Raw genomic sequence first — 17,115 nt, 5'->3', positions numbered from 1 at the left:
TCTCTGTGGTCTGACCATACAACCATTCACACAACCCATCGCACGTGTTCGTGAGATTCTGCCGCGATCAGGGCGCGTACGGCACGCGCGTTTGGAGTGATCCTCCAAAACGGCGAGAACGCCTCAGCCTGCGGCCTCGCCGGCCAGCAGTCGCGCGATCGCCGCGAGGGGGATGCCGACCCAGTCGGGGCGCGTGCGGGTCTCGTAGATCGCCTCGTACACGGCCTTGTCGAGCTCGAGTGCGGCCAGCAGGTCGCGCTGCTCCGCGGGGTCGGCGCCCGCGACCTCCGCGTAGCCGTCGAGGAACGCGCGCCGGGCCACGCTCGTCCACTCGCGCAGGTCGTCGTCGGGGGCGCCGCCTCGCGACTGCGCGATCGATCCCGTGACGTAGTCGAACGAGCGCAGCATGCCGGCCACGTCGCGCAGCGCGAGGTCGTCGCCCGTGCGCTCGTGCATCGGCCGCAGCGGCTCGCCCTCGAAGTCGAGCAGCATCCACGCCCGGCCGGGCGCGGCCACCACCTGGCCAAGGTGCAGGTCGCCGTGGATGCGCTGCATGGGCGGCCAGGCCGCGTCCTCGGCACGTGCGTAGACCGCCTCGATCGCCGCGCGGTGGGGCGTGATCGCGGGCACCTCGCGCAGTGCAGTGGTGAGCCGCCGGTGCCACGCGTGGACGCTGCCGAGGTCGTGCTCCCGGCTCGCCCGGCGCGTGCCGAACGCGAGCGCGAGGCTCGCGTGCACGTCGGCGGTCGCGACGCCGAGCTCGCGTGCCGGCGCCGCGAACGACTCGCCCGCCGCAGCCGCGAGCAGCGCGACCCGCCAGGCATCCTCGACTCCGGGCAGGAACTCCTGCGCGAACGCGATGTGGCCCGTGGCCCGCCCCGAGTCACGCCCCACGTCGTCCCACGTGCCGACGAGCGCCCCGACGCTCGCGGGAACGTGCGGCGAGCCCGCCTCGGCGAGTGCCGTCGGCAGCGTGACATCCGGGTTCTCGCCGTGGTGCAGCCGGCGGTAGACCTTGCAGATCACCGGCCGCGCGCTGCCGGGTTCGGCGGGCTCGTAGATGATCGACGTGTTCGACTGCTCGCCCGTGAGCACGCGAGTGGCGAGCGCCCCGGGGTCGACCCGCCCCGCGGCATCCGTCACCGCGGGTCGGCCGACCGCCTCGACGCCGTCGGCGTGCGCCGCCGAGCGGCCGAGCAGGAGGTCGAGCAGCGCGCGGGCGAACACGGGATCGTACGGTCCGTCGTAGACGAGCGTGCCGTCGTCGAGCGCGCCGATGAGGTGCTCGGGGTCGATGTCGGCGGGCGTCCGGCGCAGCGTGACCGGAATCTGGTACAGCACCGGCGGGCTCGGCGCGTCGTCCATGACGAGCAGCGCGTGCGCCGCGACGCCCGGCGCCTCGGTCGGCAGCTCGTACGATCCGATCGGGCGGAGCCGGGGCACGCTCGCGGTGCCGCCGTACCAGCGCCGGCTCGCGATCCACGCGGCGAGCCGCCGCAGGGTCTCCTCCGAGAGCGCGTCGTTCGGCGCCCCCGGAACCCCCGCCCCCACGTCCATGCCGCCGACGCTATTGGTCGGGGCCGAACGTTGTCCACTCAGGCGACGCGGGCCGATGCGTCCGCTCGAACCGCCGCGACCTCGGCGGGGTCGGCCTCGGGCGACGCGGGGATCGGGTTGGCGCGCACCTCGACCCGCCACGCGTCGTCGACGCGCTCGATCAGCACGACGTCGCCGTTGCCGAGGCGGTCGAGGGCGCCATCCGTCACCGAATCGACCGCGGCGCGGATGAACGTGCCGTGCGCGACCGCGATGACCGCGTCGTGGTGGGCTGCGAGGTGCTCGACCGCGGCACGACCGCGCGCCGCCAGCGCGGCATCCGGCTCGGCGCCCGGGTACTCGTGGCCCCAGCGCTCGCGTGCCTCGGGCACCAGCCAGCCCTCGGCCTCGCCGAAGTCGCGCTCGACCAGGTCGTCGTGGGTGCCGAGCAGCTCGAGGCCCGCGTGCTCGGCGACGATGCGTCCGGTCTCGACGGCGCGCCCGAGCGGCGAGGTCACGATGGCCTCGGCGGGTCGGTCGGCGAGCAGCTGTGCGGCGGCCGCGGCCTGGCGGCGCCCGTGGTCGTTCAGCGGGATGTCGGTGCGGCCCTGCAGCAGGCGGGCGCGGTTCCACTCGGTCTCGCCGTGGCGCACGAAGACGATGCGGGTCATGCGGGCGGGTCCTCTTCCTTCGATACGGATGCGACGGGAGCGACGCTGCGCCCGGCACGACGCTACCGGGCGATCCTGAAGGCCGGGCGACGGGTCCTCCTCGAGGGTGCGTGGGTCGGTCGGGCGGGAACGTGGTCGAAGTGGCGGCGCAGCACGCGCGACCACTTGTTGCGGGGGAGCGCGGGCCGCAGGGCGGCGAGTCCGGTGCCGAACTTCGAGACGGGTGTCGGTCGGTGCCCGTTCGCCCAGAGCAGGCGGTCGAGCTCACCTGCGCCACCGACGGACTTCGTCTCGACGATCACCAGGTCGGGCAGCTCGAGGCGACGCGCGAAGTGCTGGTGGTCGCCGTGGTCGATCCAGGCGAGATCGACGTCGACGGTCGCGCGGGAGGCGCCGTCGGCGAGCAGCAGCGTGGTGCGTCGGTACGTGGTGGTGAGCACGGGCTCGAGCGGGCGGCCCGGTGCGTCGATGCCGACCTCGGCGAAGACGGATGCGGTGTAGGCGGCGCCCTCCTCGGTCAGCTCCGTGGTGTCGGCATCGTCGTAGGCGATGCGGTCCTTGACGGTGACGCTGCGCCCGCCGCGCGTCTTCACCTCGAGGAAGCTCGTGCCGACGTCGACGTAGCTGCGGGTGCGCACCTTGAACCGGCGTCGCCGCCCGCGCGCCGCGAGCATGTAGCTCGTCAGGTCGGGGGTGTCGAAGTACACCGACTCGTAGCGGCTGCGGCGCTCGCCGTCGATCTCGAGCACGCGCGCGTCGCGGTCGAGCCCGGCCAGCACCGGGGCGAGCGCGTCGCGACGCAGGGCGTACTTGCGGTCGACGCGGGTCTGCAGCGCGGCGGCGGCGTTGAGCTCGTCGAGCGAGATGGGGCGGAGGGCCGTCGCAACCGGGCGGGTCCGCACGTCGGCGGCGGTCATGACCGCACCTCGGCGAACGCGGCCCGGTCGCCGTCGAATGCGGCATCGGTGGCGCCGGCGGCGTCCGCGGTGCCGCCGGTGCGGCGGTCGCGCTCGTCGCGCCCCGGCGCGCGCCCGGCACGACCGACCTCGTACCGCACGTCGACCACGGTGGTGTCGTTGACCAGGTCGAGGCGCTTCACGTCGGCGCCGTGCACCCGCCCGCCGAGCAGGTCCTCGAGGGCGGCGCGCAGCTCGGAGGCATCCGATACCGCCCGATCGAGCACGACCGTCTGCTGGCGGTACCGCGACAGCAGGCGCGAGTGGTCGCCGAGGAACATCGCGGCGATGACGAGGCCCATCAGCGCGGCCGCGACCCACCCGAGCGAGCTGCCGAGGCCGGCGATGAGGCCGAGGGCGAGCGAGGCGAAGTAGTACGCGACCTCGTGCTGCTCGATCTCGCGCGAGCGGAGCCGGATGATCGAGAGCACGCCGAACAGCCCGAGCCCGAGGCCGGCGCCGATCGCCGCCGAGCCGAGCACCATCGACACCGCGACCACCCCGACGTTCACGCCGATGTACGCGACGACGAGGTCGCGCCGGCGGTGGCGTGGGAAGTAGATGCCGAGGGCGAGGACGGTGATCGCGACGAGGTCGATCGCGATGGCGAGGAGCTGTTGCACGGGGGCCTCCGAGGTTCGTGGGGCGGGATGCGTCCCATTCAGCCCCGGAGCCCTATGCGGTTCCTATGCCCCGTCTGTGTCGCGCGAATGCATCGCCTCCGCGTTCGCGGCGAGGGCGGAACGAGGGCAGGGGGTTCCCGTCACCTGCGAACCGCGGTTAACATGGAGTCGTGGTGAGGGAGCCTCGAGGGGAGCCGGCATGACGGTGGAGCAGGAGCGTCAGCGGGTGGCGCAGACGGCCGGGGCCGCGATCGGCCGGGTGGCGGCGACCGTGGTCGGCGCCGCGCGCGACGCGAGCATCTTCATGCCGGTGCCTTCCCGGCCCGCGTGGCAGCGCCGCGTCTGGGCGCGCCGCGACCCCGACTTCTCCGACGCCCTCATGTGGGTCAGCCTGCTCGCGGGCCGTGCGAACGTCATCATGCAGCTCGCGCGGCCGGGCGTCGGTCACGGCGTCGCCGAGAGCCGCGTCGAGAGCGGCCGGGCCGACCTGCATCCGGTCAAGCGCGCCCGCACCACGTTCACGTACCTCGCCGTGGCCTACCGGGGCACCGACGCACAGAAGGCCGTGTATCGGCGCGCGGTCGACGGGTCGCACCGCCAGGTGCGCTCGACCCTCGAGAGCCCGGTGAAGTACAACGCGTTCGACCGCGACCTCCAGCTCTGGGTCGCCGCCTGCCTCTACAAGGGCGGCGTCGACGTGTGGCACCAGTTCATCGGGCCGATGGACGAGGTCACCGCCGAGGCGCACTACCGCGCAGGCGCGGTACTCGGCACGACCCTGCAGGTGCATCCCGACCAGTGGCCGGAGGACCTGGCTGCGTTCGAGCGGTACTGGAACGAGTCGCTCGACCGCGTGCACATCGACGACGCGGTGCGCACCTACCTGAACGACCTCGTGGTGAAGGTCGACCTGCCGAAGCTCGTGCGCGACCCGATCAACGACTTCGCGCTGCTGCTCGCGACCGGGTTCCTTCCACAGCGGTTCCGCGACGAGATGCGCTGGAGCTGGAACGACGACCGGCAGCGGCGCTTCGACCGCGTGCTCGCGGTGTGCAGCGCGATCGTCGCGCTCTCGCCCCGGCCGCTGCGCGAGTTCCCGTTCAACCTGCTGCTGCTCGACCTCGACCGGCGCGTGCGGAAGGGCATCCCGCTGGTCTGAGCCGGCAGCGCGCGAGGGTCGGCCGGGCGGCCGAGACGCCCGGGCTCAGCCGGCCAGGTTGCCCGGTCCCTCCAGGTTCACGTACCAGACCACGCCGTACCGGTCGGTGACCTGCCCGAACGCGTCGCCCCAAGGTGCCGTCTCGAGCGGCATGTCGATCGTGCCGCCCTCGGCCAGCCCGGCCCAGTAGCCGCGCAGCTGCTCCTCCTCGTCGGCGCCGCCCGACAGCGAGATCTTGCCGTTCGGCGTGGCGCCGCCCATCGCCGTGGGTGCGTCCGAGCCCATGAGCGTGAAGCCGGTGGGCGTGGTCAGCTGGGCGTGCATGATGCCGTCGAGCTCGTCCTCGGGGAGGTCCTCCATCTGGAACTCGCGGAAGGTGTTCATCGCGAGGTCGCCGCCGAAGACCGAGTGGTAGTACTCCATCGCCTCGCGGGCGTTGCCGGCGAAGGTCAGGTAGGGGTTGAGGATGGACATGGCGCAGTGCCTCCTATCGCGGCGCCGCGATCGCGGCTCCCGATGCGATCCTGCTCCTCGCCTCCGACACCGGCAACCCCCTCGCGGGCATCACGGCCCGGCGAGGTCGAGGAGTGCGTCCAGCGCGGGTCGCTGCCCGCGCACGAGCCGCTCCCGGGCGTCGTCGACCGCGAACCAGCGCGCGTCGTCGAGCTCGGGCACCGCCTGCATCCGCCCCGATCGCGGTGGCCACTCGAGTTCGAATGTGTTGCTGCGCACCGGGCCCGGATCGAACTCCGCCTCGCCCGCGAACACCGTCACGACCTTGCCGGAGGGGTAGCGGAAGCGGCCGAGCTCACGGTAGGCCACGTCGGGGGCCGGCGTGCCGATCTCCTCCGCGAACTCCCGCAGCGCGGCCTCGAGCGGCGCCTCGTCGGTGTACGTGCCCTTCGGGATCGTCCAGGCCGCCGCATCCTTCCCGCGCCAGAACGGGCCGCCCATGTGGCCGATGTACACCTCGATGCCGGCCGCCCGCCGGCGGTAGAGCAGGATGCCCGCGCTGGTCTCCCCCATGACGGGAGTCAAGCACGAGGGCGGCATCGGCGCGCGCGAACTCAGTGCTGCCGCAGGAACTCCGCGACGGAGGGGGCAGCGGATGCCCCGAGCTCGGCCTGCGTGCGCTTCCGGCCCGCGACCTCGAACGAGTGGCCGCCGCCGTCGATCCACTCGAGCACCGCGTTCGGTCCGATCCGGCGCACGACGTCCTCGAGCTGCTCCACGGGCTTGGCGAACGGATCGTTCGTGCCCTGCAGGAACAGCATGGGCACCGTGAGGTCGTAGAGGTGCGCGTCGCGCAGCTGCTCCGGCTTTCCGGGCGGATGCAGCGGATAGCCGAGGAACACCAGCCCGGCCGCATCCGCCCCCTCGGCCACCGCCATCGACGCCATGCGGCCGCCGTACGACTTGCCCGACGCCCACACCGGGGTGCCCTCGGCGCGGGCGCGCGCCGCATCGAGCGCCGCGCGCCAGGTCGCGATCGCGGCGGGCGGCCGGTCGGGGAACCTCCGCCCCGCCGCGCGGTACGGGAAGTCGAACCGCAGGGTCGCGAGCCCCGCGTCGACCATGGCGTCGGAGAAGCCGGCGAGCCACGGATGCCCCATGCCGGCGCCCGCACCGTGCGCGATCACGAGCGTGGCCCACGGGTCGTCGGGCGTCGCGAAGATCGCGGGCACCTCCGCGGCGCCGGTGTCGAGGGTCAGGTCCTCCGGGGCGTGCGGCATGACCCCATGGTGCCACCGCGCGCGGCCGTCCCGCCGGGACGATTCGCCCACAGGCGACGCGGCCGCACATGCGGCCGCCGGGTTCGAGGGGCATACTCGGGTGGGTGAGCGCGAACCCCCGCATCCCGACGAGCCCGCACCACCCGCCACGGCGATCCCCGACGCCGCGGCACCCGCCGCCACCGTGCACCCGGCGACGTCCGGCGCGGCGGCGCCGCCCGGCCCGTCCACGAACGGCATCGCCGTCGCGGCGCTCGTGCTCGGGGTCGTCGCGCTCGCCACGGGCGTCTGGACGGTGATCCCGGTCATCGGGATCGTCACCGCGCTCGCCGCGTTCCTGCCGGCGCTGCTCGCCGTGATCCTCGGTGCGGTCGGCCGCCACCGTGCCGCCCAGCTGGGCGGCACGGGGCGGGGCCGGGCCACGGCCGGGCTCGTGCTCGGCATCGTGACCCTCGCGGTCATCGTGCTCACGGCGCTCGCCTGGGTGCTGATCGCCGGGGCGAGCGCCGCACTCGAGCGGTACTGAGCGCTCGAGCGGGGTGAGCGCTCGGGTGGGCCGAGCGCTCGAGGAGGAACGGGCTACGCCTGCAGCGTGACCTGCAGCTCGGCGGTCAGGGTGACCTCGTCGCCGAGCATGACGCCGCCGGTCTCGAGGGCGGCGTTCCAGCTCACGCCGAAGTCGTGGCGGTTGATCTTGGTGGTGGCGGTCGCGCCGGCCTTGGTCTGGCCGTAGGGGTCCTTCGCGACGCCGCCGAACTCGCCGGTCAGCGTGATCGGCTTGGTCACGCCGCGCAGCGTGAGGTCGCCGTCGATGACGAAGTCGTCGCCGTCGATCGCGACGCGGGTCGAGCGGAAGGTGGCGGTGGGGAACTCGTCGGCCATGAAGAAGTCGCCGGTGCGCAGGTGCGCGTCGCGGTCCTTCTGGTTGGTGGTGACCGAGGCGATGTCGATGGTCGCCTCGACGGTGGTCTCCGCCGGGTCGTCACTGGTCACGACCGTGACGTCGAAGGTCTCGAACGAGCCGCGCACCTTGCTGATGGCGAGGTGACGCACCGAGAACGAGAGCTCGGCGTGCGTGGGGTCGAGCTTCCACATGCCGGCGAGGAACTGGGGGTGGGTTGCGATCTGCGTGTCCATGGTCATATGCAATCGCATGGACTTCTGATTCATTCCCGTGTGCGCAGAAGAGTTTCGACGGAGTTCACGAGGGTGATGCCAGGCCCGTCCGCCGGCCCCGGATCAGCCCTTCCGCTGCGCCCGCACCGCGCGGATCGCGAGCTGCACCGCGGCGAACACGATGAGCGCCGCGAACAGGTACGACGCGAGCGCAGGGGGCATCCAGAATGCCAGCGCCACCCCCGCGAACGACGCCGCGGTCGCGGCCACGCCGACGACGGCTGCCTCGGAGAGCTTCACGAGCCCGCCGCGCGAGTTCGCGACCGTGCCGCTGATGGCCGTCGGGATCATGACGAGCAGGCTCGTGCCCTTGGCGATGAGGTCGCCCATGCCGAACAGCGCCATGAGGCCGGGCACCGCGATGATGCCCCCGCCGACGCCGAACAGGCCCGAGGCGATGCCCATCGCGAGGCCGAGCCCGCTCAGCGCGATCGCCGTCCAGACGTCGATCTCCAGCACGCCGTCGCCGCGCATCGGCACGACGAGGAACAGGCGCACGGCCGCGATGAGCATGACCGCGATGAACATCCAGCGCAGCCAGGTCAGGCTGATGCGCCGCAGCAGCATCGCGCCGAGGTACGAGCCGACCACGCCGCCCACCGCGACGAACAGCGCGGCGAGCACGTCGACCTGGCCGTTGGCGAAGTACGTCGCCGCACCCGCGACCGCGGTCGGCACGATCGCCGCGAGCGAGGTGGCGGATGCCCGTCGCTGGTCCATGCCCGTCAGGAAGATCAGCAGTGGCACCATGATGATGCCGCCGCCCACGCCGAACGCACCGGAGAGCACGCCGCCGATCACGCCGACCGTCGCGAGCCAGAACCAGTAGCGGCCGCCGCGGGCCTGGTCGTCGCTGGGCGTCGCCGGGGGAGTCGTCATCGGAACAGGCTATCGGCCGCCGCGCCGGTGCTGCGCGGCCGTCGACCCCGGCAATCCGCGTGCCGCGCGGCTCCGAACCACCGATGAACCGGGGAGGCGGCGTGACACCTGCAATGCTGGTGCTCGTGGCACCCGAGACCGAGACCCCCGCGCAGGCGATCACGCCCGATGCGCTGCTGGTCCGCGCGGGCTCGGGCGACCAGGAGGCGTTCGCCGCGTTGTACGACGCGATGGCGCCGCGCGTGCTCGGGCTCGTGCGGCGACTGCTCGTCGACCCGGCGCAGTCGGAGGAGGTCGCGCAGGAGGTGTTCCTCGAGGTGTGGCAGCAGGCGCCGCGGTTCGATCCCGCGAAGGGCGCGGCGGCGGCGTGGATGCTCACGCTCGCGCACCGCCGGGCCGTCGACCGCATCCGCTCGGCGCAGTCGGCGCGCGACCGCGACGTCGCGGCCGGCCACCGCGAGCTCGCCGCCGACGTGCCCGACCCGTCGGAATCCGTGGAGATCCGACTCGAGCACGAACGGGTCGCCCGAGCACTCGGCGGGCTGGCCGACGCGCAGCGCGAGTCGATCGAGCTCGCGTACTACGGCGGGTTGACGCAACGCGAGATCGCCGAGCGGCTCGACGTGCCGCTCGGTACCGTGAAGACCCGCATCCGCGACGGGATGGGACGACTGAGGGACGCCCTGGGGGTGACGACATGACCGAACGCGATCGCGAAGAGCTCGAGGCGCTCGCCGCCGCGGGCGCGCTCGACGCGCTCGACGACGAGGAGCGCGCCGCGCTCGAGGCCGCGCGCGCCGCCGACCGCGGGCTGGACCGCAGCGCGACCGCCTACGGCGAGGCCGCGGCGGTGCTGGGTGCGGCCGCGGAGCCCGTCGCCCCGCCGCCCGCCATGCGGGACGCGCTGCTCGCGCGCATCGCGCAGACGCCGCAGGTCGCGCCCGACGCGGTCGCAGCGGGTCCCGAGCCGGCAGTAGCCCCTCAGCAGGCGGATGCCCCTGAGTCGACGGACGCCCCTCGGCAGACGGACACCACTGAGCAGGCCCCTCCGGCACCTGCCGACGGCCCCGCGACCGAGCGCGCCCGCCGGCGCTGGGGCGTGCGCGCGGCGGCCGTCGCCGCATCCGCCGCCGCCGCGGCCGCGCTGCTCGTCGGCGGCATCGCGCTCGGCGGCGGGTTCGCGGGCACGCAGGAGACGCCCGAGCAGGTCGTCGCGGAGATCAGCGCGGCCCCCGACGCGCAGCGTCAGTCGGTGCGCCTCGACGACGGCGCCACCGCGACCCTCGTCTGGTCGGACGAGCAGGACCGCTCGGCGCTGCTCGTCGACGAGCTCCCCGCACTCGGGGACGACGAGACCTACGAGGCGTGGGTCATCACCGAAGCGGGCATCCAGGCGGCGGGCCTGTTCGACGCGGGGGCGGACGGCGTGACGGTGCACCTCATCGACGGCACGCCCGCGGGCGCGACGATCGGCGTGACCGTCGAGCCGGCCGGAGGCTCCGACCAGCCGACGACCGACCCGATCATCGCGATCCCGACCGCCTGAGCGCGGGCCGACGACGTCGGCCTGCGTCAGTCGCGCCAGGAGTGGCGGGGCGCGTAGCCCAGCATCCGCCTCGCCTTGTCGATCGAGAGCATCGTGTCGTGCTCGCCCAGGTCTCCCCGCACGGGCACGTCGGGGAACACCTCGGCCACGAGCTCGGCGTTGGGCCGCGACATCACGGTGTCGGCGGCCGCGATGATGTAGCGGTCGAAGCCGACCGGCGCCTTGCGCAGCGCGAGGTCGATCGCCTGAGCGCCGTCCCGCGCGTCGATGTAGCCCCACAGGTTCCACTTGCGGGTCATCGCGTCGGCGTCGTACGACGGGAACTCGGCGTAGTCGGCGGGCTCCATCACGTTCGAGAACCGCAGCGCGGTGACCGACAGGTCGGGGTGCCAGCGCACGAGCTCGATCGCGAGCTGCTCCTCGAGCACCTTCACGATCGAGTAGACCGACTCGGGGCGGGCCGGGTAGTCCTCGTCGACCGGGATGTACGGCGGCGGCACGTCGAACGGCAGGCCCAGCACGGTCTCGCTCGAGGCGTAGACGATGCGGCGGATGCCGAGCCGCGTCGCCGCCCAGAACAGGTTGAACGTGGTCAGCATGTTGTTGCGGAAGGTGGCGGCGTCGGTGAGCATGCCCGGCGCGGGGATCGCCGCGAGGTGCACGAGCGCCTCGAACGGCTCGGTGCGGTCGACCCCGCCGAGCGCGTCGACCACCTGCCCGTAGTCGGTGGTGTCGAGCTGCACGAAGCCCGGCCCGCGTTCGCCGACGCGATCGAAGTTGACGACCTGGTGTCCGGCTGCGGTCAGCTCACGCACGACGGTGCGGCCGAGCTTGCCCGATCCTCCGGTGACTGCGACTCTCATGGTCACAGTCTCGCACCGGTCGGCGTGTCTCACAGGGGCTTCCCAGCGCCCGACCATAGCGTCGCCAACATCGACAAGCGGGTGGTCGCCCGTGTCACGCGGCTGGGAAGTCGGTCTACCAGCTGGGATCACATCATCGTTGACACCCCCACCGTCGGCGGCATCCGCCGGACGGTTCCTCGGACGAACACCCCGAACATCACTCAGAGCTACTCCGCCCTGTCCCAGGTCATCCGGGAATCGGGCCTGCTGACCCGCACCCCGTGGTTCTACGGCGCACTCTTCGGCGGTCTCGTCGTCGCCCTGGTCGCCGCGGGCTTCGGCTTCTGGCTGCTCGGCGACAGCTGGTTCCAGCTGCTCATCGCCGGCGCGCTGGGCATCATCTTCACGCAGTTCGCGTTCCTGGCCCACGAGGCCGCCCACCGCCAGGTGATGACGTCCGGCCCCGCGAACGACCGGGTCGGCCGGCTCCTGGCCACGCTCGTGGTCGGCATGAGCTACCAGTGGTGGATGAGCAAGCACAGCCGCCACCACGCGAACCCCAACCGGGTCGGCAAGGACCCGGACATCGAGTTCGACACGATCTCGTTCACCGAGGAGTCGGCGGCGAAGCAGCGCGGGCTCATCGCCTGGATCACGCGTCGCCAGGGCTACCTGTTCTTCCCGCTCCTCACGCTCGAGGGCCTGAACCTGCACGCGATCTCACTGCGCGCGCTCTTCGCCCGCCGGCGCGTCGAGGGCCGTGCGCTCGAGCTCACCCTCATCGCCGTCCGCTTCGCCCTCTACCTCGGCGTCGTGTTCTGGTTCCTGCCGCTCGGCATGGCGTTCGCCTTCCTCGGCGTCCAGCTCGCGGTGTTCGGCATCTACATGGGCGCGTCGTTCGCCCCCAACCACAAGGGCATGCCGATCGTGCCGCGCGACGCCAAGCTCGACTTCTTCAGCAAGCAGGTGCGCACCTCGCGCAACATCTCCGGCGGCTGGTGGGCGAGCGCGCTGATGGGCGGCCTCAACTACCAGGTCGAGCACCACCTGTTCCCGAGCATGCCGCGCCCGCACCTCGCTCGAGCGCGCGAGATCGTCATGGAGCATTGCCGCACCACCGACGTGCCCTACACTGAGACGACGCTCGTACGTTCGTACGGGATCGTCGTCCGTTACCTCAACCGGGTCGGCCTCGCCGCCCGCGATCCCTTCGATTGCCCCATGGTCGATCGATTCCGACGGGTCTGACCCAGGAGGGTCCGCCCGACCTCCACCCACGACCGGATGCCGCGTCCGACCGCTCCCGCCGTCGCCTCGCCCCATCCACCGCAACTTCCCGGCGCCAGACGAGGCGCAGGGAGCACGCGGACGGCACCCGTGCCGCCCGCTTCGCGCCCGCACCGGCGGGCCGAATGAGTACAACGAAGGAAAACACAGTATGGCTACCGGAACCGTCAAGTGGTTCAACGCCGACAAGGGCTACGGCTTCATCGCTCCCGACGACGGGAGCGCCGACGTCTTCGCGCACTTCAGCGCCATCAACTCGGGGGCTTCCGCACCCTGGAGGAGAACCAGAAGGTGCAGTTCGAGGTGACGCAGGGCCCGAAGGGCCCGCAGGCCGCGGACATCCAGGTCCTCTAGGACCCCGCACCACGAACGCCGGAAGGCGGCGGCGCTTCACGCGCCGCCGCCTTCTGCGTACTCCGGGTCGTGCCTAGTCGCGCACGACCTGGATCACGCTGGGGCGCGGACCGCCCCACTTGCCGCCCGACAGGGTGCCGGGAGCGACGTAGTCGGGGAAGAACGAGTGCTGGTCCGACCAGTCGCCGTCCTCGCCCGGGTGCTGCACGGCCACGAAGACCGACCCGTCGCGGTCGTGGATGACCGGGCCGCAGGTCTCGGCCTCGCGCGGCACCGAGAGGAACTGCTGCACGTGACCGCGCTCGGCGCCGGTCAGCGGCACCTTGAACAGCCCGTCGCACAGGCCGATCGTGCCGGGCTGGCCGTCGGTCGAGATCCACAGCGTGCCGTCGGCATCGAACGCGACGTTGTCGGGGCAGGAGATCGGCGAGACCTTGGCCGGCGGGAAGCCCGCGAAGTAGGTCGTCGGGTCGGTCGCCGGGTCGCCCGCGACGATCAGGATGCTCCAGCCGAACGTGGTGGCCGTGACATCTCCGCCCGCCTCGGTCAGCTCGATGACGTGCCCGTAGCGGTTGCGCGTGCGCGGGTTCGCCTCGTCGGCCTTCGGGTAGTCGCCGATGCCGCGGTTGGTGTTGTTCGTGCAGGCGATGTACACGCGGCCCGTGACCGGGTTCGGCTCGACGTCCTCGGGGCGGTCCATCTTGGTCGCGCCGACCGCGTCGCCCGCGAGGCGGGTGTGCACGAGCACCTCGGCGGTGGTCATGCCGGGGACCGTGCTCTCGCCGTCGACGACGAGCGGGATCCACACGCCCGAACCGTCGAACTCGCCGTCCGAGGGCAGGGTGCCGTCGCCGGTGATCTCGGCGGCCGACGAGTCGCCGTCGAAGCGCGCGACGAACAGGTCGCCCTCGGAGAGCAGCGTCTTGTTGAACGCGCGGGCCTTGGCGCTGTTGCCGGGGCGCATGGTGTGCTTCGACACGAACTTGTAGAGGTAGTCGAAGCGCTCGTCGTCGCCCATGTACGCCACGACGTGGCCGTCGCGCCCGACGTGCACGTTCGCGCCCTCGTGCTTGAAGCGGCCGAGCGCGGTGTGCTTGACGGGCATCGACGTCGGGTCCTCGGGGTCGATCTCGACGATCCAGCCGAAGCGGTTCGGCTCGTTGGCGTAGCCCGGGTTCGCGACGCCGTCGTAGCGCGGGTCGACGTTCGCCCAGCCGCGGAAGTCGCCCGAGCCGCCGATGCCGTACCGCTGCTGCTCGGGCGTGCCGGCCGCCTTGAAGTACTGGTTGAAGTTCTCCTCGCCCGAGAGCACGGTGCCCCACGGCGTGGTGCCGCCGGCGCAGTTGTTGAACGTGCCGCGCACGCGGGTGCCGGTCGGGTCCTCGACGGTCTGGAGCAGCACGTCGCCCGCGGCGGGCCCGGTGAAGGCGAAGACCGTCTCGGGGGTGACGCGGCGGTTGCGAGGGCCCCCGACGACGTACGTCCACGGCGTGCCCTTGCCCGAGCGGGTCACGTCGGCGACGGTCATGCCGTGCGAGGCGAGCGCGACCCGGCGCTGCGTATTCGCCTCGTCCTCGTCGGCGGCCGGCGGGAACATGATGTTCTCGTTGGTGTACTCGTGGTTGGCCACGAGCACGCCGCGCGTGCCGTTCGGCTCGGCGATGACGTCGAGGTAGTCGCAGTTGTAGCCGAACTGGCGGGCCTGGAGCTCGGCGGTCTGGTTGCTCGGGTCGAAGGTGTCGGCCGTCGAGAACAGCGGGTCGCCCCAGCGGATGATCGTCTTCCACGAGTAGCCGTTCGGCACGACCACGTCGTCGACGGTGTTCGGCACCGGCGCGATCGGCACGAACGGAAGCTTGCCCGGCCCGCTGGGGGCGGCCGCGGCGGGAGCGGCCGCGCCGCCCGCAGCGCCGCCGATGACGACGGCCGCGGCGCCGGCACCGGCGCCCGCGAGGAGGGCGCGGCGCGAGAAGGCCGAGTTCACGACGTCGCGGAAGTACCCGTTCGTCGAGAGGTTCGGGGCGGGGTGCGAGCACGCGTCGGCGCACTTCAGGTGGCAGGTGACCGCGCTGCGCTTGCCGCGCGTGTGGCCCTGCATGGGCAGCAGGGTCAGCAGGCTGCGACGGCCCGGGCCGGGCACCTCGGCGCCGGCCTGGTCGGTCGGGTCATCGGTCATCGTCATGGATCGCTCCCATCGCGTCGGTGCCCGGCCAACGGGCAGTCGACGCCACGATCGCGGCGCCGGATGGCGCGGACCGGTGGGGCCGGGGAACGCGGAATGAAGCCTGCGTGAACGCATGCGGGCGCATGCGCCCGAACACGCGGGTGGGGGTGCGGATGCCTCGCTACTCGCGCCCGCGCAGCGGGTCGCGCCCGTCGTCGTCGGCGCTGCGGTCGGGCACGTCCTCGACGTCGCCGCGCGCCCGCGGGTCGTGCTCGACCACCTCGTCGACGTCGTCGGTCGGCACGCCGATCGAGTCGGTCTCCTCGGCCTCGAGCGCGCGCTTGCTCGCGTGGCGCAGCGGGATCTCGTCGTCCACGTGCGTGAACACCGGCTTCAGCGGCTGGTCGCCGGTGGGGATCTGCCCGGTGGGCAGGTCGGTGCGCAGCTTGAGCCTGCGGCCGATCTGCCGCATCCATCTCGGGCCCCTGCCGATCGCTCCCGCCTCCAACGGTTCCTCCACCTCGAGTCCGTAGTACTCGCCGATGTGGTCGACGAACTGGGCGCGCCTGGCCAGCTCGTACGCGCGCCGCTCGCGGCTGAACGCGATGATCGTCGACCAGCACATGAGCAGCATCACCACGCTGAACGGCAGCGCGATGATGATCGCCGCGGTCTGCAGGGCGACCAGGCCGCCGGCCAGCAGCAGCGAGATCGCCAGGAGCGCGGTGATGAGCGTGAAGAACGTGCGCACCCACTTGCGCGGGTTGATCTGGCCGCCGGTCGCGATCATGCCCATGACGAGCGCACCGGAGTCGGACGACGTGATGAAGAAGATGGAGATCAGCAGGATCACGCCGACGGTGAGGAAGGCCGTGCCCGGGAAGAAGTCGAGCAGGTGGAAGAGCGTCGCCTCGACGTTCACCGTGCCCTCCGGGCCGATCAGCGCGCCCGGGTCGGTCAGCTCGATGTACAGCGCCGAGCCGCCCAGCACGCTGAACCACAGCATGCCGATGAGCGTCGGCACGATGATGACGCCGGCGACGAACTCGCGCACGGTGCGCCCGCGCGAGATGCGCGCGATGAAGATGCCGACGAACGGCGCCCACGAGATCCACCAGCCCCAGTAGAACGACGTCCAGCTCGCCTGCCAGGCCTCGCCCGCTTCGCCCTGGAAGGCGCTCACGTTGAACGAGAGGCCGACGAAGTTCTGGATGTACGCGCCGATCGACTGCACGAACTCGCGCAGCAGGAACTCGGTCTGCCCGAACGTGAGCATGTAGAGCACGAGGAGCCCCGCGAGCATCAGGTTGGTCGACGAGAGCCACTTCATGCCCTTGGTGACGCCCGAGAGCACGGATGCGAGCACGAACACCGTGATCACCATGATGATGACGACCTGCGAGGTCTCGGTCGGCTCGACCAGCCCGATGAAGTCGAGGCCCGCGCTGATCTGCAGCACGCCGAGGCCGAGCGAGGTGGCGACGCCGAAGAGCGTGCCGGCGAGGGCGACCACGTCGATGACGTTGCCCCACGCGCCGCGCACGCGCTTGCCGAGCAGCGGCTCGAGCGTCCAGCGGATCGAGATCGGACGCCCGCGGCGGTGGATCGCGTAGGCGAGGCCGAGGCCGACCACCACGTAGATGGCCCACGCGTGCACGCCCCAGTGCAGGTACGTCTGGCTGAGGGCCTGCTGCGCCAGCTGCTCGGGGGTGCCGCTCACGCCCGGGCGCGGCGACACGAAGTGGCTGAGCGGCTCGCTCGCCCCGTAGAACACGAGGCCGATGCCCATGCCGGCCGCGAACAGCAGCGAGAACCAGGCGCCGAGCGAGAACTCGGGCTTGTCGGTGTCCTTGCCGAGGCGGATGCTGCCGAAGCGGCTGAAGCCCACGAACAGCGCGAAGACGACGAAGAACGCGGCGATCAGCACGTAGTACCAGTTGAACGCGTTGACGATCGACGTCTGCACCGCGCCGAACGCCGCTTCGGCCGCGTTCGGCGCCAGCAGGGCAAACCCGCTGAACAGGAGCACCACGCCGGCCGCGGGCCAGAACACCCAGCGCTCGATCGTGGTCTTCGGCAGGAATTGCGCTCGCGTCGCCGCGGTGCTCGGCGGCGGCTCCGGTGCCGGCGTGCCGTTCGTCTCGGGTGTTCCGGTCGTCATGGGTGACCCCCAGTCGTCCGTCTCC

General features: G+C 72.2%; 17 protein-coding genes and 1 pseudogene. 6 read left to right on the top strand and 12 right to left on the bottom strand.

All coding sequences use genetic code 11. The features are described from left to right. Nucleotides 1–123: 123 nt before the first annotated feature. From QUE38_RS04850 to QUE38_RS04835, 4 genes are all read right to left on the bottom strand, one after another. Nucleotides 124–1,557: a maltokinase N-terminal cap-like domain-containing protein gene (locus QUE38_RS04850; protein WP_286310477.1), complete on the bottom strand. Its 1,434-nt coding sequence runs from the start codon at nt 1,555–1,557 to the stop codon at nt 124–126. Nucleotides 1,558–1,595: 38 nt separating this feature from the next. After that, on the bottom strand, nt 1,596–2,207 hold the full coding sequence (locus QUE38_RS04845) for a histidine phosphatase family protein (RefSeq protein ID WP_286310476.1): 612 nt from the start codon (nt 2,205–2,207) through the stop codon (nt 1,596–1,598). A gap of 62 nt (nt 2,208–2,269) precedes the next feature. Beyond that, nucleotides 2,270–3,124: a VTC domain-containing protein gene (locus tag QUE38_RS04840; RefSeq protein ID WP_286310475.1), complete on the bottom strand. Its 855-nt coding sequence runs from the start codon at nt 3,122–3,124 to the stop codon at nt 2,270–2,272. Beyond that, the gene (locus QUE38_RS04835; protein ID WP_286310474.1) at nt 3,121–3,786 is read right to left on the bottom strand and encodes a DUF4956 domain-containing protein; all 666 of its coding nucleotides are present in this window, start codon (nt 3,784–3,786) and stop codon (nt 3,121–3,123) included. The genes QUE38_RS04840 and QUE38_RS04835 overlap by 4 nt, the downstream gene beginning before the upstream one ends. Before the next feature lie 199 nt (nt 3,787–3,985). Between QUE38_RS04835 and QUE38_RS04830 the strand changes: the two genes are divergently transcribed. Further along, nucleotides 3,986–4,945, top strand: a complete 960-nt coding sequence (locus QUE38_RS04830) for an oxygenase MpaB family protein (protein ID WP_286310473.1) — start codon at nt 3,986–3,988, stop codon at nt 4,943–4,945. Between the two features lie 45 nt (nt 4,946–4,990). Here QUE38_RS04830 and QUE38_RS04825 read toward each other — a convergent pair whose 3' ends face one another. The 3 genes from QUE38_RS04825 to QUE38_RS04815 form a co-directional block, all read right to left on the bottom strand. After that, nucleotides 4,991–5,419, bottom strand: a complete 429-nt coding sequence (locus QUE38_RS04825) for a VOC family protein (RefSeq protein ID WP_286310472.1) — start codon at nt 5,417–5,419, stop codon at nt 4,991–4,993. A gap of 90 nt (nt 5,420–5,509) precedes the next feature. Continuing rightward, nucleotides 5,510–5,971 (bottom strand): NUDIX domain-containing protein, encoded by a 462-nt coding sequence (locus QUE38_RS04820; protein ID WP_286310471.1) that lies wholly within the window; start codon nt 5,969–5,971, stop codon nt 5,510–5,512. 41 nt (nt 5,972–6,012) lie between these two features. Then, on the bottom strand, nt 6,013–6,678 hold the full coding sequence (locus QUE38_RS04815) for an alpha/beta hydrolase family protein (RefSeq protein WP_286310470.1): 666 nt from the start codon (nt 6,676–6,678) through the stop codon (nt 6,013–6,015). A gap of 100 nt (nt 6,679–6,778) precedes the next feature. Between QUE38_RS04815 and QUE38_RS04810 the strand changes: the two genes are divergently transcribed. Next, nucleotides 6,779–7,204 (top strand): hypothetical protein, encoded by a 426-nt coding sequence (locus QUE38_RS04810; protein ID WP_286310469.1) that lies wholly within the window; start codon nt 6,779–6,781, stop codon nt 7,202–7,204. 53 nt (nt 7,205–7,257) lie between these two features. On the opposite strand, the gene QUE38_RS04805 is transcribed toward QUE38_RS04810, so the two are convergent. Together QUE38_RS04805 and QUE38_RS04800 are read right to left on the bottom strand one after the other, a co-directional pair. Then, nucleotides 7,258–7,815 carry a YceI family protein gene (locus QUE38_RS04805; RefSeq protein ID WP_433996944.1) on the bottom strand — a complete coding sequence of 186 codons (558 nt, stop codon included), beginning with the start codon at nt 7,813–7,815 and terminating at the stop codon, nt 7,258–7,260. A 102-nt stretch (nt 7,816–7,917) separates the two neighbouring features. Further along, nucleotides 7,918–8,733 (bottom strand): sulfite exporter TauE/SafE family protein, encoded by an 816-nt coding sequence (locus QUE38_RS04800; RefSeq protein WP_286310467.1) that lies wholly within the window; start codon nt 8,731–8,733, stop codon nt 7,918–7,920. A 113-nt stretch (nt 8,734–8,846) separates the two neighbouring features. Here QUE38_RS04800 and sigK point away from each other — a divergent pair, with 113 nt between their 5' ends. Together sigK and QUE38_RS04790 are read left to right on the top strand one after the other, a co-directional pair. After that, on the top strand, nt 8,847–9,434 hold the full coding sequence (gene sigK, locus QUE38_RS04795; RefSeq protein WP_286311660.1) for an ECF RNA polymerase sigma factor SigK: 588 nt from the start codon (nt 8,847–8,849) through the stop codon (nt 9,432–9,434). Then, nucleotides 9,431–10,279, top strand: coding sequence for an anti-sigma factor (locus QUE38_RS04790; RefSeq protein ID WP_286310466.1), 849 nt, complete (start codon nt 9,431–9,433; stop codon nt 10,277–10,279). The genes sigK and QUE38_RS04790 overlap by 4 nt, the downstream gene beginning before the upstream one ends. Nucleotides 10,280–10,305: 26 nt before the next feature. Here the strand turns inward: QUE38_RS04790 and QUE38_RS04785 are convergent, their stop codons facing one another. Further along, nucleotides 10,306–11,142 (bottom strand): NAD-dependent epimerase/dehydratase family protein, encoded by an 837-nt coding sequence (locus QUE38_RS04785; RefSeq protein ID WP_286310465.1) that lies wholly within the window; start codon nt 11,140–11,142, stop codon nt 10,306–10,308. Nucleotides 11,143–11,244: 102 nt separating this feature from the next. On the opposite strand from QUE38_RS04785, the gene QUE38_RS04780 reads away from it, so the two are divergent. Both QUE38_RS04780 and cspE read left to right on the top strand, forming a co-directional pair. Continuing rightward, the gene (locus QUE38_RS04780) at nt 11,245–12,372 is read left to right on the top strand and encodes a fatty acid desaturase family protein (protein ID WP_433996966.1); all 1,128 of its coding nucleotides are present in this window, start codon (nt 11,245–11,247) and stop codon (nt 12,370–12,372) included. A gap of 190 nt (nt 12,373–12,562) precedes the next feature. Then, nucleotides 12,563–12,765: pseudogene (cspE, locus tag QUE38_RS04775) on the top strand (transcription antiterminator/RNA stability regulator CspE). Between the two features lie 73 nt (nt 12,766–12,838). On the opposite strand, the gene QUE38_RS04770 reads toward cspE, so the two are convergent. Beyond that, entirely contained in the window at nt 12,839–14,947 is a 2,109-nt protein-coding gene (locus tag QUE38_RS04770) for a PhoX family protein (protein ID WP_286310464.1), read from the bottom strand. Nucleotides 14,948–15,110: 163 nt separating this feature from the next. Then, on the bottom strand, nt 15,111–17,090 hold the full coding sequence (locus tag QUE38_RS04765; RefSeq protein WP_286310463.1) for a BCCT family transporter: 1,980 nt from the start codon (nt 17,088–17,090) through the stop codon (nt 15,111–15,113). Nucleotides 17,091–17,115: the final 25 nt, after the last annotated feature.

Origin of the sequence: Agromyces mangrovi, from assembly GCF_030296695.1 — a bacterium.
In the GTDB taxonomy this organism is placed as follows: Bacteria; Actinomycetota; Actinomycetes; order Actinomycetales; family Microbacteriaceae; genus Agromyces; species Agromyces mangrovi.
Note: the sequence above shows the minus strand (reverse complement) of the source record. Positions and strands in the feature narration are given on the sequence as shown.